General features: G+C 57.6%; 16 protein-coding genes. 9 read left to right on the top strand and 7 right to left on the bottom strand.

Translation table 11 applies throughout. The features are described from left to right. Positions 1–9: 9 nt before the first annotated feature. Complete coding sequence (locus G5221_RS16705) at positions 10–2,442, bottom strand: formate C-acetyltransferase/glycerol dehydratase family glycyl radical enzyme (protein WP_421235713.1); 2,433 nt, start codon at positions 2,440–2,442, stop codon at positions 10–12. Between the two features lie 4 nt (positions 2,443–2,446). Then, entirely contained in the window at positions 2,447–3,343 is an 897-nt protein-coding gene (locus G5221_RS16700) for a glycyl-radical enzyme activating protein (protein ID WP_216954122.1), read from the bottom strand. Positions 3,344–3,471: 128 nt separating this feature from the next. Between G5221_RS16700 and fsa the strand changes: the two genes are divergently transcribed. Both fsa and G5221_RS16690 read left to right on the top strand, forming a co-directional pair. Then, complete coding sequence (gene fsa, locus G5221_RS16695; RefSeq protein ID WP_421173088.1) at positions 3,472–4,125, top strand: fructose-6-phosphate aldolase; 654 nt, start codon at positions 3,472–3,474, stop codon at positions 4,123–4,125. A 125-nt stretch (positions 4,126–4,250) separates the two neighbouring features. After that, on the top strand, positions 4,251–4,430 hold the full coding sequence (locus G5221_RS16690) for a hypothetical protein (protein WP_216954119.1): 180 nt from the start codon (positions 4,251–4,253) through the stop codon (positions 4,428–4,430). Between the two features lie 8 nt (positions 4,431–4,438). On the opposite strand, the gene G5221_RS16685 is transcribed toward G5221_RS16690, so the two are convergent. Then, a complete protein-coding gene (locus G5221_RS16685; RefSeq protein ID WP_421231558.1) occupies positions 4,439–5,638 on the bottom strand; it encodes an HD-GYP domain-containing protein in 1,200 nt (399 codons plus the stop codon). Positions 5,639–5,806: 168 nt separating this feature from the next. On the opposite strand from G5221_RS16685, the gene rsuA reads away from it, so the two are divergent. Continuing rightward, complete coding sequence (gene rsuA, locus G5221_RS16680) at positions 5,807–6,499, top strand: 16S rRNA pseudouridine(516) synthase RsuA (RefSeq protein ID WP_108542280.1); 693 nt, start codon at positions 5,807–5,809, stop codon at positions 6,497–6,499. A gap of 17 nt (positions 6,500–6,516) precedes the next feature. Here rsuA and G5221_RS16675 read toward each other — a convergent pair whose 3' ends face one another. Next, entirely contained in the window at positions 6,517–7,416 is a 900-nt protein-coding gene (locus tag G5221_RS16675) for a DMT family transporter (RefSeq protein WP_108542279.1), read from the bottom strand. Positions 7,417–7,572: 156 nt separating this feature from the next. On the opposite strand from G5221_RS16675, the gene G5221_RS16670 reads away from it, so the two are divergent. Both G5221_RS16670 and yfcE read left to right on the top strand, forming a co-directional pair. Further along, entirely contained in the window at positions 7,573–9,210 is a 1,638-nt protein-coding gene (locus G5221_RS16670) for a peptide ABC transporter substrate-binding protein (RefSeq protein WP_421173086.1), read from the top strand. Between the two features lie 10 nt (positions 9,211–9,220). Continuing rightward, on the top strand, positions 9,221–9,763 hold the full coding sequence (gene yfcE / locus G5221_RS16665; RefSeq protein ID WP_421263594.1) for a phosphodiesterase: 543 nt from the start codon (positions 9,221–9,223) through the stop codon (positions 9,761–9,763). Positions 9,764–9,799: 36 nt separating this feature from the next. On the opposite strand, the gene G5221_RS16660 is transcribed toward yfcE, so the two are convergent. The 3 genes from G5221_RS16660 to flgA form a co-directional block, all read right to left on the bottom strand. Then, complete coding sequence (locus tag G5221_RS16660; RefSeq protein ID WP_040066163.1) at positions 9,800–10,216, bottom strand: flagella synthesis protein FlgN; 417 nt, start codon at positions 10,214–10,216, stop codon at positions 9,800–9,802. Further along, positions 10,213–10,533 carry a flagellar biosynthesis anti-sigma factor FlgM gene (flgM, locus tag G5221_RS16655; protein WP_005344518.1) on the bottom strand — a complete coding sequence of 107 codons (321 nt, stop codon included), beginning with the start codon at positions 10,531–10,533 and terminating at the stop codon, positions 10,213–10,215. Before flgM ends, G5221_RS16660 begins: the two co-directional genes overlap by 4 nt. A gap of 92 nt (positions 10,534–10,625) precedes the next feature. After that, a complete protein-coding gene (gene flgA / locus G5221_RS16650; protein ID WP_216954405.1) occupies positions 10,626–11,309 on the bottom strand; it encodes a flagellar basal body P-ring formation chaperone FlgA in 684 nt (227 codons plus the stop codon). Between the two features lie 144 nt (positions 11,310–11,453). Here flgA and G5221_RS16645 point away from each other — a divergent pair, with 144 nt between their 5' ends. The 4 genes from G5221_RS16645 to flgC all read left to right on the top strand — a co-directional run bounded on the left by G5221_RS16645 (position 11,454) and on the right by flgC (position 14,289). Next, positions 11,454–12,365 carry a chemotaxis protein CheV gene (locus tag G5221_RS16645; protein ID WP_005344523.1) on the top strand — a complete coding sequence of 304 codons (912 nt, stop codon included), beginning with the start codon at positions 11,454–11,456 and terminating at the stop codon, positions 12,363–12,365. A gap of 19 nt (positions 12,366–12,384) precedes the next feature. After that, complete coding sequence (locus G5221_RS16640) at positions 12,385–13,209, top strand: CheR family methyltransferase (protein ID WP_005344525.1); 825 nt, start codon at positions 12,385–12,387, stop codon at positions 13,207–13,209. 262 nt (positions 13,210–13,471) lie between these two features. After that, the gene (flgB, locus tag G5221_RS16635) at positions 13,472–13,870 is read left to right on the top strand and encodes a flagellar basal body rod protein FlgB (RefSeq protein ID WP_005344526.1); all 399 of its coding nucleotides are present in this window, start codon (positions 13,472–13,474) and stop codon (positions 13,868–13,870) included. Further along, positions 13,870–14,289, top strand: coding sequence for a flagellar basal body rod protein FlgC (gene flgC, locus G5221_RS16630; protein ID WP_005344527.1), 420 nt, complete (start codon positions 13,870–13,872; stop codon positions 14,287–14,289). Before flgB ends, flgC begins: the two co-directional genes overlap by 1 nt. Positions 14,290–14,302 lie beyond the last annotated feature (13 nt).

Here is a 14,302-nt window from a genome sequence, read left to right as displayed (position 1 = left end):
AGCGCCCCGTCAGAGACTGTGCTCGGTGCGGGCGATGATATCATCTTGCGCATCCGGGGATAAGGCGGTGAAGAAGGCTGAATAGCCCGCCACCCGTACCACCAGATCCCGGTATTGATCCGGATTGGCCTTGGCTGCCAGCAGGGTTTCCCGCGAGACGATGTTGTACTGCACGTGCCACCCCTTGTGCACCTCGAAGAAGGTGCGCAGCAGGCTCATCAGCTTGGCCTTGTCCCGCTCGTTCTCAAGGCTCGCCGGACTCAGCTTCTGGTTGAGCAGCACCCCGCCGAGGATGGCCGCCGTGGGCAGCTTGCCGATGGAGTTGAACACCGCCGTCGGGCCGAGACGATCCGAACCCGACGAGGGGCTGGCCCCTTCCGCCAGCGGCGTGCGGGCGTGGCGGCCATCCGGGGTGGCCATGGTGGCGGCACCGAAGGGGACGTTGGCGGAGATGGAGGAGGTGCCGGCATAGTAGGTGCCGCCGATGGGGCCACGGCCGAAGCGGGAGTTGTGCAGCCCCTTGAGCTCGTCGATGTAGCTCTGGTAAGCCTGCACCAGCAGCAGGTCAACCTCGTCCAGATCGTTGCCATATTTGGGGGCTGCATTGGTGAGGCGCTGGCGCAGCTGCTCCCCCTCCAGTCCTGAAAAATCTTGCTCGAGTGCTTCGGCCAGCTCTTGCTGATCCACTATCCCCTGTTCGAACACCAGTTTCTTCAGGGCAGCCAGGCTGTTACCAAGGTTGGCGATCCCCACCTGCAGACCTGAGACCCAGTCATAGACGGCGCCCCCCTCCTTGATGGTCTTGCCGCGCTCGATGCAGTCATCCACCAGGGCGCTGCAGAGGATGTCGTGGGCCTGAGCCTCCAGCACGCTGTCGACCACACAATCGATCTCGATGGATTTGCGGGTGAAGTAGCGCACCTGTTCGTCCCAGCGGGCCATCACCTCGTCAAAGTTGCCAAAGCTCCCGTCTCGCAGCGACTGGGGCTGGGGCAGGAATACCTTGCCGGTGGTGGCATCGCGGCCGCCATCAAGGGAGGCCAGCAGGATGCGGGCGAAGTTGATAAAGCTCATGCCGGTGCAGCGATAGCCCCACTTGCCGGGCACGGCGGTCTCGATGCAACCGATGGCGGCGTAGTGGTGGGCATCCTCCACGCTCACCCCGAGCTTGATGAACTCGGGGATCACCACCTCGTCGTTGTTGAAGGCGGGCATGCCAAAGCCGCAGCGGATCACCTGAATGCAGGCGTCGAGGAAATCCTCGCTCATCCCGGCATGGTAGCGCACCGAGAGGTTGGGCTGGGTGGATCTCAGCTGGCCGCAGGACTCCAGAATCGCGTAGGAGAGGCCGTTGACCGCGTCATGGGCACTGCCATCCCGCCAGTTCTGGCCGCCGATGGTGACGTTTTGATAGAGCGGGCTGCCGGCGGATGCCTTGGAGTGGGTGCCGGAGCGGATCTTGTTCACCTCTAGCAACTTGAGCCAGCACCCTTGCAGCAGCTCGATGGCGCGCGTCCGAGGCAGGGATTCCGACAATTCCACCTCGCGGCGATACCAGGGGTAGAGGTACTGATCCATCCGGCCAAACGACACCGAGTGACCGTTGGATTCGATCTGCAGGATGAGCTGGATAAAGTAGCAGAGCTGCAGCGCCTGCCAGAAGGTCTCGGGGGGCTGGTGGGCGATGTGGGCGCAGTTGAGCGCGATGGTCTCAAGCTCGTTTCGGCGCTCGGGGCGCGGCTCTTGCGCGGCCATGTCACGGGCAAGGGCGGCGTAGCGCCCGATATGAGCGCTGACCGCATCCAGGGTGATGGCGACGGCGTGCAGGAACTGCTCGCGCTGCAGATCGGCCCAATCCGCCAAATCCAGCCGACTGCGGCGCTCGGCCACCTTGGCCTTGAAGCCATCGAGCCCCAGCGTGAGCAGCTCCTCATAGTTGACCGCGAGGTGGGCATCCCCCGAGGTCATGTTGCCCTCGGCCTTGATGATGCCGCTCTCCAGCAGCGCTTTCTGCTCGTCGGTAAAGAGGCCGAAGCAGCGATCCTGCACCGTCTGGCCGCGCCAGAAGGGGGTGAGGGCGTGTATGATCGCCTTGTCGGTTTCGCTGACTGCAAAACCGGCGCCGGGGCGATCTGCCAGCTCGTCGACCTCCTTCTCGATCCAGCTCACCGTGTATTCGGGAAAGAGCGGCGCCGCCCGTACCTGACTGGCCTGATTGCCGACGATCAGCTCGTCGTGCTTGATCCAGATGGTGCGTTCCTTGAGGTGATGGGCCAGAGCCAGGGCGCGGCGCACCGGCAGCGGCCGGGCGAGATGAGTCTGATAGGCCTCGGTATAGTGGCGGGCCCGCTCGGTACAGACCGGCGGCTGAACGATGTGGATCAGGCTCTCTTTGTGGGCGCGGATCCGCGGGCTCAGGGTATTGAGGTCGAGCTGGGTCATGATCTTATCCTCTGGTCACAGGGGTCAGCCCCTGACGTTGGGCGTATGCGTGGGCAAAGTGGAGTAAATCGGGGTCGTCAAACGGTGTCTCAGGCGCCTGATAGGGCAGATCCAGCAGGGCATATTTGCCCATCCCCAGCGTGTGGTAGGGGAGGAAGTGGATCTCCTGCACCGTGCCGAGGCTGGCAGCGGTGTCGGTGATGGCTTCGATCGACGCGTGGTCGGCATTGAAGCCGGGAATGAGTGGCACCCGGATCTGCATCGGCACGCCGCGCTCGGCGAGGCGCTTGAGGTTCGCGATGGGCAACTCCACCTTGCCGCGGGTCCAGTGGAAGAAACGTTCTTTATCCACGTGTTTGAGGTCCGCCAGCAGCAGATCCAGTGAGGGAAGGCTTTGCTCAATCTGGTGCCAGGGCACATGCAGGCAGCTCTCGACCGCGGTGTGCAGCCCTTCGGCCTTGCAGCGGGCCAGCAGGTTGGCAGCAAATTCGGGCTGCATAAACGGTTCGCCACCTGAGAGGGTGACGCCACCGCCGCTGCGCTCGAAGAAGGGGCGATCCCGCAAGATGGTGTCCATCAGGGTATCCAGGGTTTCATCGCGGCCGCACACCTGCAGCGCTTCGCTTGGGCAGAGGCCGCGCAGCCGTTCCATATCATCGGCCTTGAGGGCAGAACGGCTGAGCTGGATGCCCTCGCTGTCACGCAAGATTGCCGGACAAGCCTGGCTGCAGAGCTGGCATCCCTCGATGCACTGGCGCCGGTCGAGTAGTATGTCCGGCTTGGGAGAGCGGCTTTCCGGGTTTTGACACCAGCGACAGGCCAGCGAGCACCCCTTGAGAAACACCAGGGTGCGAATGCCGGGGCCATCGTGAGTTGAATATCGTTGCAGGTCGAAAATCATACCGCCTCCTTTTGTATTTGCATTCTATTTGCTTTCATTCGAAAGTTGATTTGATTTCGATCAAGCTGTTTGCAGATGTTTTCTCGCTAGAATGGCGACATATTGAACATCCCGTTAAGGAGTTAGAGATGGAGCTGTATCTCGATACCGCCGATGTGGCGGCAGTGCGTCGCTGGTCACGGATCCTGCCGTTGGCCGGTGTCACCACCAATCCTTCCATTACCGCCGCCGGGGGATTGCCGCTCTGTGAGCTGCTGCCCGCCTTGCGCGATGTGCTGGGGCCCAAGGCGCGCCTGTTTGCCCAGGTGATGGCCAAAACCGAAACCGAGATGGTGCGCGAGGCGTTCGCTCTGCGTGAGCTGGACCCGGATCTGGTGATCAAAATCCCGGTATGCGCAGAGGGGCTGGCGGCCATCAAGAGCCTGACCGCCAACGGTGTGCCGACTTTGGGCACCGCTGTCTATACCCCGCTGCAGGGTTGGCTGGCGGCGGTGGCGGGGGCAGAGTACGTGGCGCCCTACGTCAACCGGCTGGATGCCCAGGGGGGTGACGGCATCGCCACCGTGCAGGAGCTGCAACAGCTGCTTGCGCTGCACGCGCCGAACAGCAAGGTGCTGGCGGCATCGTTCCGTACCCCGCGCCAGGCGCTCGACTGCCTGCTGGTGGGTTGCCAGTCCATCACTCTGCCGCTCGATGTGGCGGAGCAGCTGATGAACGTGCCAGCGGTGGATGCGGCGCTGGTGAAGTTCGATCAGGATTGGCAGCGCGCTTTCGGTCGCTGATTGCCTGATTGCAGTGACAGATGGGGGAGGGTGAGGAGACGCAGGAGGGGATTGGGATTGACCGACTAGACTTGTAATAGGCAGTCAGATGCGCTGGCTGCCTTGCGATCTACCGGAGGTATCCCATGAGCGACCATCTGCTGCTCCCCCATGGTGAAGATCTGCGACGTGCGGTGCGCTGGCTCAGTGAGCACCACCAGTACGATATCGCCGCCATCGAAGAGGCCAGCCTGCGTTTCGATCTCTCGCCGTTGGATGAGGAGTTTCTGATCCGGCACTGGCTCGATAGCCAGCGCCAGTCGTGAGGACAGAGTTAGAAGAAGTTGGTGAGGTTGATGCCAAACTCTTTGGGGTCGACCGTGCACTCGATGCTCTCCTTCACACTCGATCTGGCCAGATCCAGCCACTGCACATCGAGGTAGTGGCGCTGGGAAGCGTGATAGATCACCTTGACCACCGGCTTGAGCGGCTGCTGCTCGTTGCGCTGCATCACGATGGCCAACCGCTGGTTTGAAAGCTGTACCAGCGTTCCCACCGGATAGACCCCCATGCACTTGATGAACTTGGTGACCAGTTCGGCATCGAAGTGCTGGTTGACTCCCTTTAGCAGAATGCGAAAGGCCTGGGTGGGTTGCATGCCAGCCTTGTAGACTCTGTCGGCAGTTACTGCGTCATAGACATCGACAACACCGCTCATGCGGGTATAGAGGGAGAGTTCATCCCCCTTCAGCCGCTGCGGGTAGCCAGTACCATCGAGCCGCTCGTGGTGGTTGGCGGCTACTTCCAGCATGGTTGGGGTGATGCCGGGGGTATTGCGGAGAATGTCGTAGCTATGCACCACATGCTGGCGCATGATGGCAAACTCCTCGTCGGTCAGCTTGCCCGGTTTGTTGAGCACCTCGTCCGGCGTCATGATCTTGCCCACGTCGTGCAACAGCCCTCCCAGAGTCAACTCCTTGAGCACGCTGCGCTCCAGCCCCAGATAACGGCCGAAGTTGGCCAGCAGGATGGCCACGTTCATGGAGTGCTCCATCAGATAGGCATCCTTGGCACGAATACGGGCCAGGCAGAGCATGGCATCGCCATGGGTGAACATGGTGTCCACCATCTCCTCGGCGACTTCGGCGAGCGGAGTGATGTCGATGGGCTCACCCGCTTTGAGGTGGCGAATGAACTTGCCTTGCAGCTCGCGCGCTTCCTGATAGAGGCGGCGGATTTTAAGCTCCCGTCCTTCGCCGTTGGCACTGGCCCGGCGCCCTACCTGGGCGCTGTTGGCATTGAGATCGGGGGAGGTAACGGCGTCACTCTCGGTACTGCCCAGCTTGCTGCGGGCCAGATCGATGCGTACCGTGAGCACCCCCTGACGCACCAGATTGGCAATTTGCGCCACGCTGGTCACCAAGCCCATCTGGGCGATCTCCATCCCACCTGTCTGGCTGGCGATAGCAATGACATACATGCCGGGTTTCAGCTGGTTGACGGGAATGACGGGATAGGATGCTTGAGACTTCATGAGGGCTTCCTGACTCTTATTATTATGAGTATCGTGCGGATGGATCACACCGGAGAAGTGTAACATCGGATGACCAGTTCGTCATAATTGGCAACCCCTTAACAGTGGCGTTGTCGCCCCCGCCCGATATAATGACGCCCCTTTACTTGTTGGACTCCGAGGTTGTGAATGCGGCTTGATAAATTTCTGTGCGATTGTTCCGATTTGACCCGCTCGCTGGCAGGCAAACTGATCCGTCAGGGCGAGGTCATGGTGGATGGTATTGTGGTCAAGCAGCCCGCCTTCCATATCAATGAGCAGAGCCAGATCGAGTTTGACGGCGTGCTGCTGACGCTGGAGCAGCGCAACCGCTATTTCATGCTGCACAAGCCGGAAGGGTATGTCTGCTCCAACGAGGATCCGGATCACCCGACCGTCTTCTTCCTGATGGATGAACCGGCGATGGGCAAGCTGCACGTAGTGGGTCGCCTCGACCTCGATACCACGGGTCTGGTGCTGGTGACCGATGACGGTCAATGGTCCCACCGCATCACCTCGCCGCGCCACGAGTGTGCCAAGACCTATCACGTCTGGCTGGCCGATCCGGTGAGCCCGGATGCAATCGAGCTGTTCGCCGAAGGGGTCTACCTGCGTAACGAGACCGATAAAACCCGTCCTGCCCAGCTGGAAATTCTCGGCGAGTGCGAGGCCCGCCTGACCATCCACGAAGGCAAGTACCATCAGGTCAAGCGGATGTTTGCCTCCATCGGCAACAAGGTCGTTGGCTTGCATCGCGAGCGGGTGGGCGGTTTGACGCTGGATGAAGATCTGGCACCCGGTGAATACCGCGAGCTGACCGCTGAGGAGATTGCCCTGTTCTGATCAGGGGGGGCCGGGTGTCAGTGAGTGCTGAAACCCAGCACCAGCGCGGTGCCCAGGGTGGCAATCAGTGCCCCCGCCCAGGCGGCAATGGATGGCCGCTCCCCCGAGTGCCACCACAACAGCGGCAGCAGCAGTACCGGTGTGGTAGAGGAGAGAATGGCCACCATGCCCACCTCGCCCTGCCGCAGCGCCATCAGGATCAGCGTCATCCCCAGCCCCATCGCCAGAAAACCGTTGGTGGCAATCATGGCGAGGATCTGGCGATTGACCGGTTTGAGCGGCATGGCCAGCGGCAAGCGCCCAAGCCGCAGGACGCAGTGGGCCAGCAGGGCACTGCCCATTCGGATACCCGATGCACTCACCGCATCCACCTCACCACTCATCATCACCGGCTTGGCGATGATGGCCCCCACGCTCTGACACAGTGCCGCCGTCAGGCCAAGGCCAATCCCCAGCGCCAGATTGCCACGGATCTGCTCCCACTCGTTGCTGCTACTGCGTCTGCCAAACAGGATCGCCAGCATCACGCCAGCAAAGACCAGCATGGCCCCCAGCAGTCGCCAGCCTGTCAGCTGTTCATTAAAGAGCCACAGCCCAAGCAGGGCGGAAAACAGCGCATGGCAGGAGAAGAGCAGGGCACTGCGTCTTGGGCCCAGCCGGTTCATGCAGGCAAACAGCGCCGTATCGCCCACGAAGATGCCGACCAGCCCCGAGATGGCGAGCAGGGGCAGGGCGCTTGCGGTGAGGGTTTGCCAGCCACCGGTGAGCAGACTCATGGTGCCGAGCATCAGGCTGACCAGAAACATGCGCCAGCGGCTGTAGGCAAATGCGCCGAGATGACGGGCCGGTTTGACCGAAATTAGCGCTGCAATTGCCCATAAACTGGCCGACGCGAGGGCCAGCCACTCATAACCCATAAAAACTCCTGAAAAAATTAACCCGAAAGACTCCATCTCCCGGGCAAGCCCGATACAATACGGGGCGTTTTCGGGGATAACAAGAGCGGTATCAGGCATTCATCAGGCGCGCCGTCGGCCTTCCCCTCCTGCAGTGGTTTTATTCGAGGTTTTGTCATGAGGTATGGTTTCTTCCCCAAGCTGGCGCAACGCTGGCTCTCCCCGCTATTGCTTGCCGTGCTGGCAGGGCCCCTGGCCCATGCCACCACCGTTGAGCAGCAGCCTTTGCTTGCCGATCGGCAAACCCTGGTCAAGGGCAACGGTGCCGAGCCGGAGTCGCTGGATCCTGCGCTGGTGCGCTCCGGTTTTCCGGGTGAGGCGGTACTGGTCGATCTGTTTGAAGGGCTGGTCAGCGAAGATGAGCAGGGGCATATCGTCCCCGCTCAGGCCCAGCGCTGGGAGGTGAGTGAAGATGGGCTGGAGTGGCGATTCTTCCTGCGCCCCCAACTGAAGTGGTCCAATGGCGAGCCGCTGGTGGCCGCTGATTTTGTCTATGCCTGGCGCCGTCTGCTCGATCCGGCCATCAACTCTCCCTCTGCCGGATTGCTGCTGGCCACGGGGATCAACAATGCGCAATCCATCTATGCCGGCGCGCTGGAGCTCGGCAATCTGGGCATTGAAGCGCAAAGCGATCAGATCCTGAAAATCACCCTGGAGCGGCCGGCTCCCTATTTCCTGCAGCTCATCAGTCAGCGCCCCTTTGTGCCGGTCAATCAGAAGGCGATTGCCAAATTCGGCAAACAGTGGACCGAGCCCGGCAAGCTGGTGAGCAATGGTGCCTACCGGCTGGCAAGCTGGACGCCAAACGAGCGGATCGAAGCCGAGCGCAATATCCACTACTGGGATGACTTTCACACCCGTATCGGGCGTGTCACCTACCTGCCGATCACCTCGCAACATGCCGAACGGCTGCGCTATGAGGCTGGTGAAATCCAGCTTACCAACAAGGTCTCCCTCGGCTATTACCAGAAGATGAAGCGCGAATATCCGGAGCGGCTCTGGGGCTTGCCGCTGTTTGGCACCTATCTCTATGCGTTCAATTTGAAGCGCCCCGAACTGCAGGATGTGCGGGTGCGTCAGGCGCTCTCCATGGCGGTTGATCGACAGCAGCTCATTGAATCAGTGAGCGGGCAGGATGAACAGGCGGCATGGTCGCTGTTGCCGGAGATGCCGGGTTACCCCCGGGTGATATTGCCTGTGGCGCTTGAAGATATGCCAACCCGCCAGGCCAAAGCGGCAGCGCTGCTGTCAGCGGCCGGGTATAACAGTGCGAATCCACTCAAGCTGAGCATTACCTACAACAGCGCAGAAACCCACAAGCAGATGGCGATGGCCATTGCCGCCATGTGGCAGAAGCTGGGGGTACAGGTCACCCTCAGCAGTCTGGAGTGGGGCGCCTATCAGGTGGCCAAGGATAGCGGTGATTTCCAGGTGGCCAGAAGCTTCCTGTTTGGCGATTACGTGGAGCCATCAGCCATGCTGGGCAGCTTCCGTTGTCAGGATCTGCGCAACGAGAGCGGCTACTGCAATCCCGACTTTGATCTGATGCTGGAGCAGGCAGCCAATACGCTGGACAGCGCGAGCCGGGTTGAACTCTACCGGCATGCCGAACAGTTGCTGCTTGAGGAGGCGCCGATCCTCCCCGTGTATCATTACAATCAGATGAGACTGGTCGATCCCGCGCTGCGAGGGCTGCCCAGCCAGAATTTGAAAGGGACGATTGCCACCAAGGATCTCTATTTCAGCCCGCAGTGAGGAGCATTTCATGAAACTTGCCATCATTTCCGACATCCACGGCAGCATCATTGCGTTGGAGCGGGTGCTGACCCGACTTGACTCCTGGCAGCCGGATCACTATCTGCTGCTCGGCGATCTGCTCAACCATGGCCCGCGTAATCCTCTGCCGGAAGGGTATAACCCGGCGGCAGTGGCTGACAGGCTCAACGAGCTTGCGCCACAGATCATCGCGGTGCGGGGCAATTGCGATTCCGAAGTGGATCAGATGCTGTTGCGCTTTCCCATCACCGCCCCCTACAACCAGTTGCTGATCGATGAGCGGCGCTGGTTTGTCAGCCACGGTCATCTTTATCGCCCGGACGAGGTACAGCTACCGGCGGGTAGTCTGTTCATGAGCGGCCACACCCATGTACCTGTGCTGGAGTGGCAGGGGGAGCGGGTATTGATGAACCCGGGGTCGATCTGTTTCCCGCGCGGCGAGTTGCCTGCCAGTTACGGGAGCTATGAGGACGGGGTACTGCGCGTCAATGCGTGTGAGGACGGGCGAGAGTTGTTGCGACTGGTGCTTTAAAACGGAGTGCAAAAATGCAAGGCCTGATAAGAGATGTCAGGCCTTGATACCGTAAGAGCGGGTGCCAGAGCGAGTATTGCCTTTGGCGTCATAGGTCAGGCTGTTGCGATCACGCAACTGACTCAGAAAGGTTGCCAGACGACGGTTGGAGACGATGCTCAATTCAAGCAAGCGACCGTTGATATCATTTTGTGCCTGGCAGGCATCCAGTTTTGCACGAAGCTGCGCCATCTCGTCGGGATAGGCTGCTAGCTGCAGTGCCAGTTCCGGCATCTCTGCCAGTGTCTTGTCCAGAGTTTCTATCGCAGCAAGCAACTGCTGTTTGCGCTCGGTCAGTGCAGGCAGGGCCAGTGCCTGATGCTGCTCGAGCAAGCTGAACTCCTCTTCCAGAATGCCTTGCATCTGGCTAAGGTAATCATCTTGGGTGTGCAGTAACGAAGGTAAGTCCATCATCCCAGAACTTTGTCCAGATTGGCCTCGAAACTGAACATCTTCTTGGCTACAGCGTCGCTGTTAACCTGATATTCGCCACTCGCGACGGCTTTTTTCAGTCGTTCAACCTTGCTCTCGTTGCCGGTTGAGGCGGTATTGAGGTTCTGTTGCATTTTTTGCAATTGTTGCGCCTCACTGGTCAAGGAGACGGAGTCCAGCTTGACAGTGGTCGCTTTGTTTTCGGGCGATGAGGTGACTGACTTGCTGCCTGTCCCTTGGCTATTAGCGGTATTTTGCAACCGATTATTCGCCAAGTTGTTGATATTGTTGATGGCCATTTTAGTTACCTTCGTCTGCTTTAAGGTTTGCTTACCTGTTTATCGGTGCGGCAGCTCAAAACTTTAGAAAAAAAATTGTCAGGCTCCGGATATCAAAAAGTGACTGATGCGGCACCGACTGCTGTGACTTTACCTTCCACCGTTTTGCCGGAGCGAATATTGACGAGTTTGATGATCTCTCCGAAACTGCCATCTTGCAAGGCTCGGGCCATGGTTTTGATCTGGAAGTTGCTGTTTTCGGCTGTCAGGGTGACCTGATCCCCTTTACATATCACGCAAACCTGGCTCAAGCGGATGGGCTGTCCCGGTTTGATCTCCCGCTTGCTGCGTACCCCAATCAGAGGGGCCGGGTTGGTCAGATAGTCACCACGGATCAGGGTTTGATCCTGAAACGCCACTACCAGCTTGCTTTCATTCAGCAGATCCCCTTTGGCAATGGGGTCGGTGACAGTAACAAAGGGTTTTTGAATACTGACCCTTACCGGTAAGTAGACATCCCAGGGTTTTTCTTCCTCACACTTCATGTAAACAGTTGTATTACGACGAATTTCCATTTTTGCTGGCAAGCTGATGGTCAACAGATCATCGCAACGGGTTAGCGGGAGTCTCTCATCAAGGGTCGCGGCAGTGACCTCTGCTCTGGCATCCAGCGGCAGATCGAGTTGACCATAAACGAACTCTTGTGCCTGCTCTCTCAGATAGGTTGTGACATCCGAGGCATGGCTCGAGGATATGCTGCCAAAAAAGAGGCTGATGAGTAAAAGTCGGTTAATCATTTTCGCTCGTCGGTCGATAAGTTGTTCACGCATATCACCATATTTAACTATGATTGCTTCAGAATCTGTTTGTTGTCACATCGATAGTCTGACGCAATCCATCACGCATGCATGATTAATGCCAAGCGTTTTTAGGGAGTGTTTATGGCCAGTATCCTGGACTCGGTCAACCAACGTACCCAGCTAGTGGGGCAAAACCGGCTGGAATTGTTGTTGTTTCGTCTCAATGGACGTCAAAGATTTGGCATCAACGTATTCAAAGTGCGTGAAGTGTTGCAGTGCCCCCCCTTGACCGTGATGCCCAAGTTGAACTCCTGTATTCGCGGAGTGGCTCATATTCGTGGCCAGACTATCTCGGTCATCGATCTCAGCATGGCAATGGGCAAGCGCCCCATTGAAGATTTGAGCAAGTGCTTCATTATCATCTCCGAGTACAACCGCTCCATTCAGGGTTTTTTGGTGCACTCGGTCGAGCGCATCATCAATATGAACTGGGAATCTATCCTTCCTCCCCCCAAGGGGGCTGGTCGCATCAACTATATGACGGCGGTTACCGAGGTTGATGGCGAGTTGGTCGAGATCCTCGACGTTGAACGTATTCTCAACGAAATATCTCCGGTTTCTACTGAGGTCAGCCAGGAGCTGGTGGAGGCCAGTGTCGAGCATCCGACCTTGGGACGTCCCGTATTGGTTGCTGACGACTCTTCGGTTGCGCGCAAACAGGTACAGCGTGCGCTGGAGGCGATCGGAGTTGAATGCGTGCTGGCAAAAGATGGCCGCGAAGCATTGAACATGCTGCTGGAGATGACCAAAAATGGCCCTATCAAGGATCAGATTGCGCTGGTGATTTCCGATATCGAAATGCCCGAGATGGATGGCTATACATTCACTGCCGAGATCCGGAATAATCCCAATCTCAAAGATTTGCATGTTATTCTGCATACCTCGCTCAGTGGTGTATTTAACCAGGCTATGGTGCAAAAAGTTGGTGCAAACAACTTTATTGCCAAGTTCCAGCCTGATGAATTGGCCAAAGCCGTACAAAACGCACTCTAATTTAAAGAAGAACAGCTGCATGAAGACACTTTCGGATGACTTATACAAACAGTTCAGCAACTTTCTTGCGGTTCAGAGCGGGATCGTGCTGGGTGATAACAAACAGTATCTGGTGAAGAGCCGTCTTTCACCTTTGATGGCACAGTTTGGCATCGAGAGTCTGTCTGAACTGGTCACCCGTGCAATGAGTGTACGAGAGCGTGACCTGAAAATGGCGGTTGTTGATGCGATGACCACTAACGAGACCCTCTGGTTTCGTGATACATATCCGTTCCAGCTGCTGACCGACAAGATTTTTCCTGAATTGGGCAAAAGTGGTCGCCCTGTCAAGATTTGGTCTGCTGCCTCATCTTCGGGACAGGAGCCATATTCTATCGCCATGACGGCGCTGGAGCAGCAGATGAAGAAGCCGGGAACCTTGCCCGGTGGAGTGCAGATTGTCGGGACAGACATATCGACTACCATGCTGAATCAGTGCAAGGAAGGGGTATATGACAGTCTGGCTTTGGCACGCGGATTGTCGCCAGAGCGCAAGAAGATGTTTTTTGAGCCCTATGGTGACAACAAAATGCGGGTGGTAGAGCGAGTCAGAAAATTGACCACCTTCCGGCCGCTCAATCTGCTGGAGAGTTATAGTCTGCTCGGTAAATTTGACATCATTTTTTGCCGTAACGTGCTTATCTACTTTGCACCGGAAGTGAAGTCAAAAATCCTCAACCAGTTTGCATCCAGCCTCAATCCTGGTGGATACCTGATGCTGGGAGCGTCGGAATCGCTGGCGGGTTTGACTGACCGATTCGAGATGATTCGGTGCAATCCCGGAATTGTTTACAAGGTCAAATAACGTTGCAGCCCATGGTATTCAATGAGTTGTGATTGGTGACATTGTTTATAAGAGAAGGAGGCACAGTGCCTCCTTCTCTCTTTATGGCTCCATTCTTATAGCTCCATTCGTGATGGCATTGCGCCATGTTCCTATCTATCGCGCAGCAGATCCTTGCACTCCGTCTAAAGGCTTTCATAGCTAGGCTCGACAACCTGGCAATATTTTGAAAATCGTCTGGCACATCTCTTGCAAGAAAAATATACCAAGCAGGAGGTGTGCTATGGCTTTTTCATTCGACAAGGCATTTGGTATCCATCAATACACGCTGGGTGTTCGCGCCAAGCGTGCCGAGGTGTTGTCCAGCAATATTGCCAATGCGGACACGCCAGGTTTTAAAGCAAGGGATATCAACTTTGCACAGGCATTGCAGGATGCCCAGCATAAACAGGGTTTTGGCCTGGTAACAACCAGTGAAAAGCACTTTGCCTTGAATATGGATGCCCCCGGTACTGTTCAATACCGCAATCCGTTGCAGCCTGATACGGGTGATGGCAACACGGTGGATGTGCAGCAGGAGCGGAGCGAGTTCTTGCGCAACAGTCTGGAGTACCAAACCTCCCTGGAATTTATGAATCGCAAGATCAGTGGCCTGCTTAAAGCCCTGAAAGGAGAGCAGTGATGAGTTTGTTCAAGGTCTTTGATATTGCCGGCTCGGCCATGAGTGCGCAGTCCGTGCGTCTCAATACGGTTGCCAGCAATATGGCCAACGCGGACAGCGTAAGCTCCAGCGTGGAAAACACTTACCACGCAAGGCGGCCAATTTTTGCCGCTCAGCTCGATCAGGCCATGTCAGATAAGCAGGGATCGGTCGGCGTTGAGGTGAAGGGCATTGTCGAGAGCAAGGCTCCACTGCTCAAGGAGTACAACCCTAACCACCCGATGGCGGACAAGGATGGCTTTATCTTCAAACCGAACGTCAACATGGTTGAAGAGATGGCTGACATGATCAATGCCTCGCGCAGCTACCAGACCAATGTACAGGTTGCAGATTCGGCCAAGAAGATGCTGCAGCAGACGCTCCAGCTTGGCAAATCCTGATAGGAGGGATGCA

This window comes from Aeromonas sp. 602200 (assembly GCF_049173895.1).
Taxonomy (GTDB): Bacteria; Pseudomonadota; Gammaproteobacteria; order Enterobacterales; family Aeromonadaceae; genus Aeromonas; species Aeromonas veronii_A.
The sequence above is the reverse complement of the archived record's forward strand: the minus strand, read 5'-3'. Positions and strand labels throughout refer to the sequence as shown.

Coding starts and splice junctions, on each gene's coding strand:
- G5221_RS16705 (WP_421235713.1), bottom strand. CDS start 2,442: ATGACCCAGCTCGACCTCAATACCCTGAGCCCGCGGATCCGCGCCCAC.
- G5221_RS16700 (WP_216954122.1), bottom strand. CDS start 3,343: ATGATTTTCGACCTGCAACGATATTCAACTCACGATGGCCCCGGCATT.
- fsa (WP_421173088.1), top strand. CDS start 3,472: ATGGAGCTGTATCTCGATACCGCCGATGTGGCGGCAGTGCGTCGCTGG.
- G5221_RS16690 (WP_216954119.1), top strand. CDS start 4,251: ATGAGCGACCATCTGCTGCTCCCCCATGGTGAAGATCTGCGACGTGCG.
- G5221_RS16685 (WP_421231558.1), bottom strand. CDS start 5,638: ATGAAGTCTCAAGCATCCTATCCCGTCATTCCCGTCAACCAGCTGAAA.
- rsuA (WP_108542280.1), top strand. CDS start 5,807: ATGCGGCTTGATAAATTTCTGTGCGATTGTTCCGATTTGACCCGCTCG.
- G5221_RS16675 (WP_108542279.1), bottom strand. CDS start 7,416: ATGGGTTATGAGTGGCTGGCCCTCGCGTCGGCCAGTTTATGGGCAATT.
- G5221_RS16670 (WP_421173086.1), top strand. CDS start 7,573: ATGAGGTATGGTTTCTTCCCCAAGCTGGCGCAACGCTGGCTCTCCCCG.
- yfcE (WP_421263594.1), top strand. CDS start 9,221: ATGAAACTTGCCATCATTTCCGACATCCACGGCAGCATCATTGCGTTG.
- G5221_RS16660 (WP_040066163.1), bottom strand. CDS start 10,216: ATGATGGACTTACCTTCGTTACTGCACACCCAAGATGATTACCTTAGC.
- flgM (WP_005344518.1), bottom strand. CDS start 10,533: ATGGCCATCAACAATATCAACAACTTGGCGAATAATCGGTTGCAAAAT.
- flgA (WP_216954405.1), bottom strand. CDS start 11,309: ATGATTAACCGACTTTTACTCATCAGCCTCTTTTTTGGCAGCATATCC.
- G5221_RS16645 (WP_005344523.1), top strand. CDS start 11,454: ATGGCCAGTATCCTGGACTCGGTCAACCAACGTACCCAGCTAGTGGGG.
- G5221_RS16640 (WP_005344525.1), top strand. CDS start 12,385: ATGAAGACACTTTCGGATGACTTATACAAACAGTTCAGCAACTTTCTT.
- flgB (WP_005344526.1), top strand. CDS start 13,472: ATGGCTTTTTCATTCGACAAGGCATTTGGTATCCATCAATACACGCTG.
- flgC (WP_005344527.1), top strand. CDS start 13,870: ATGAGTTTGTTCAAGGTCTTTGATATTGCCGGCTCGGCCATGAGTGCG.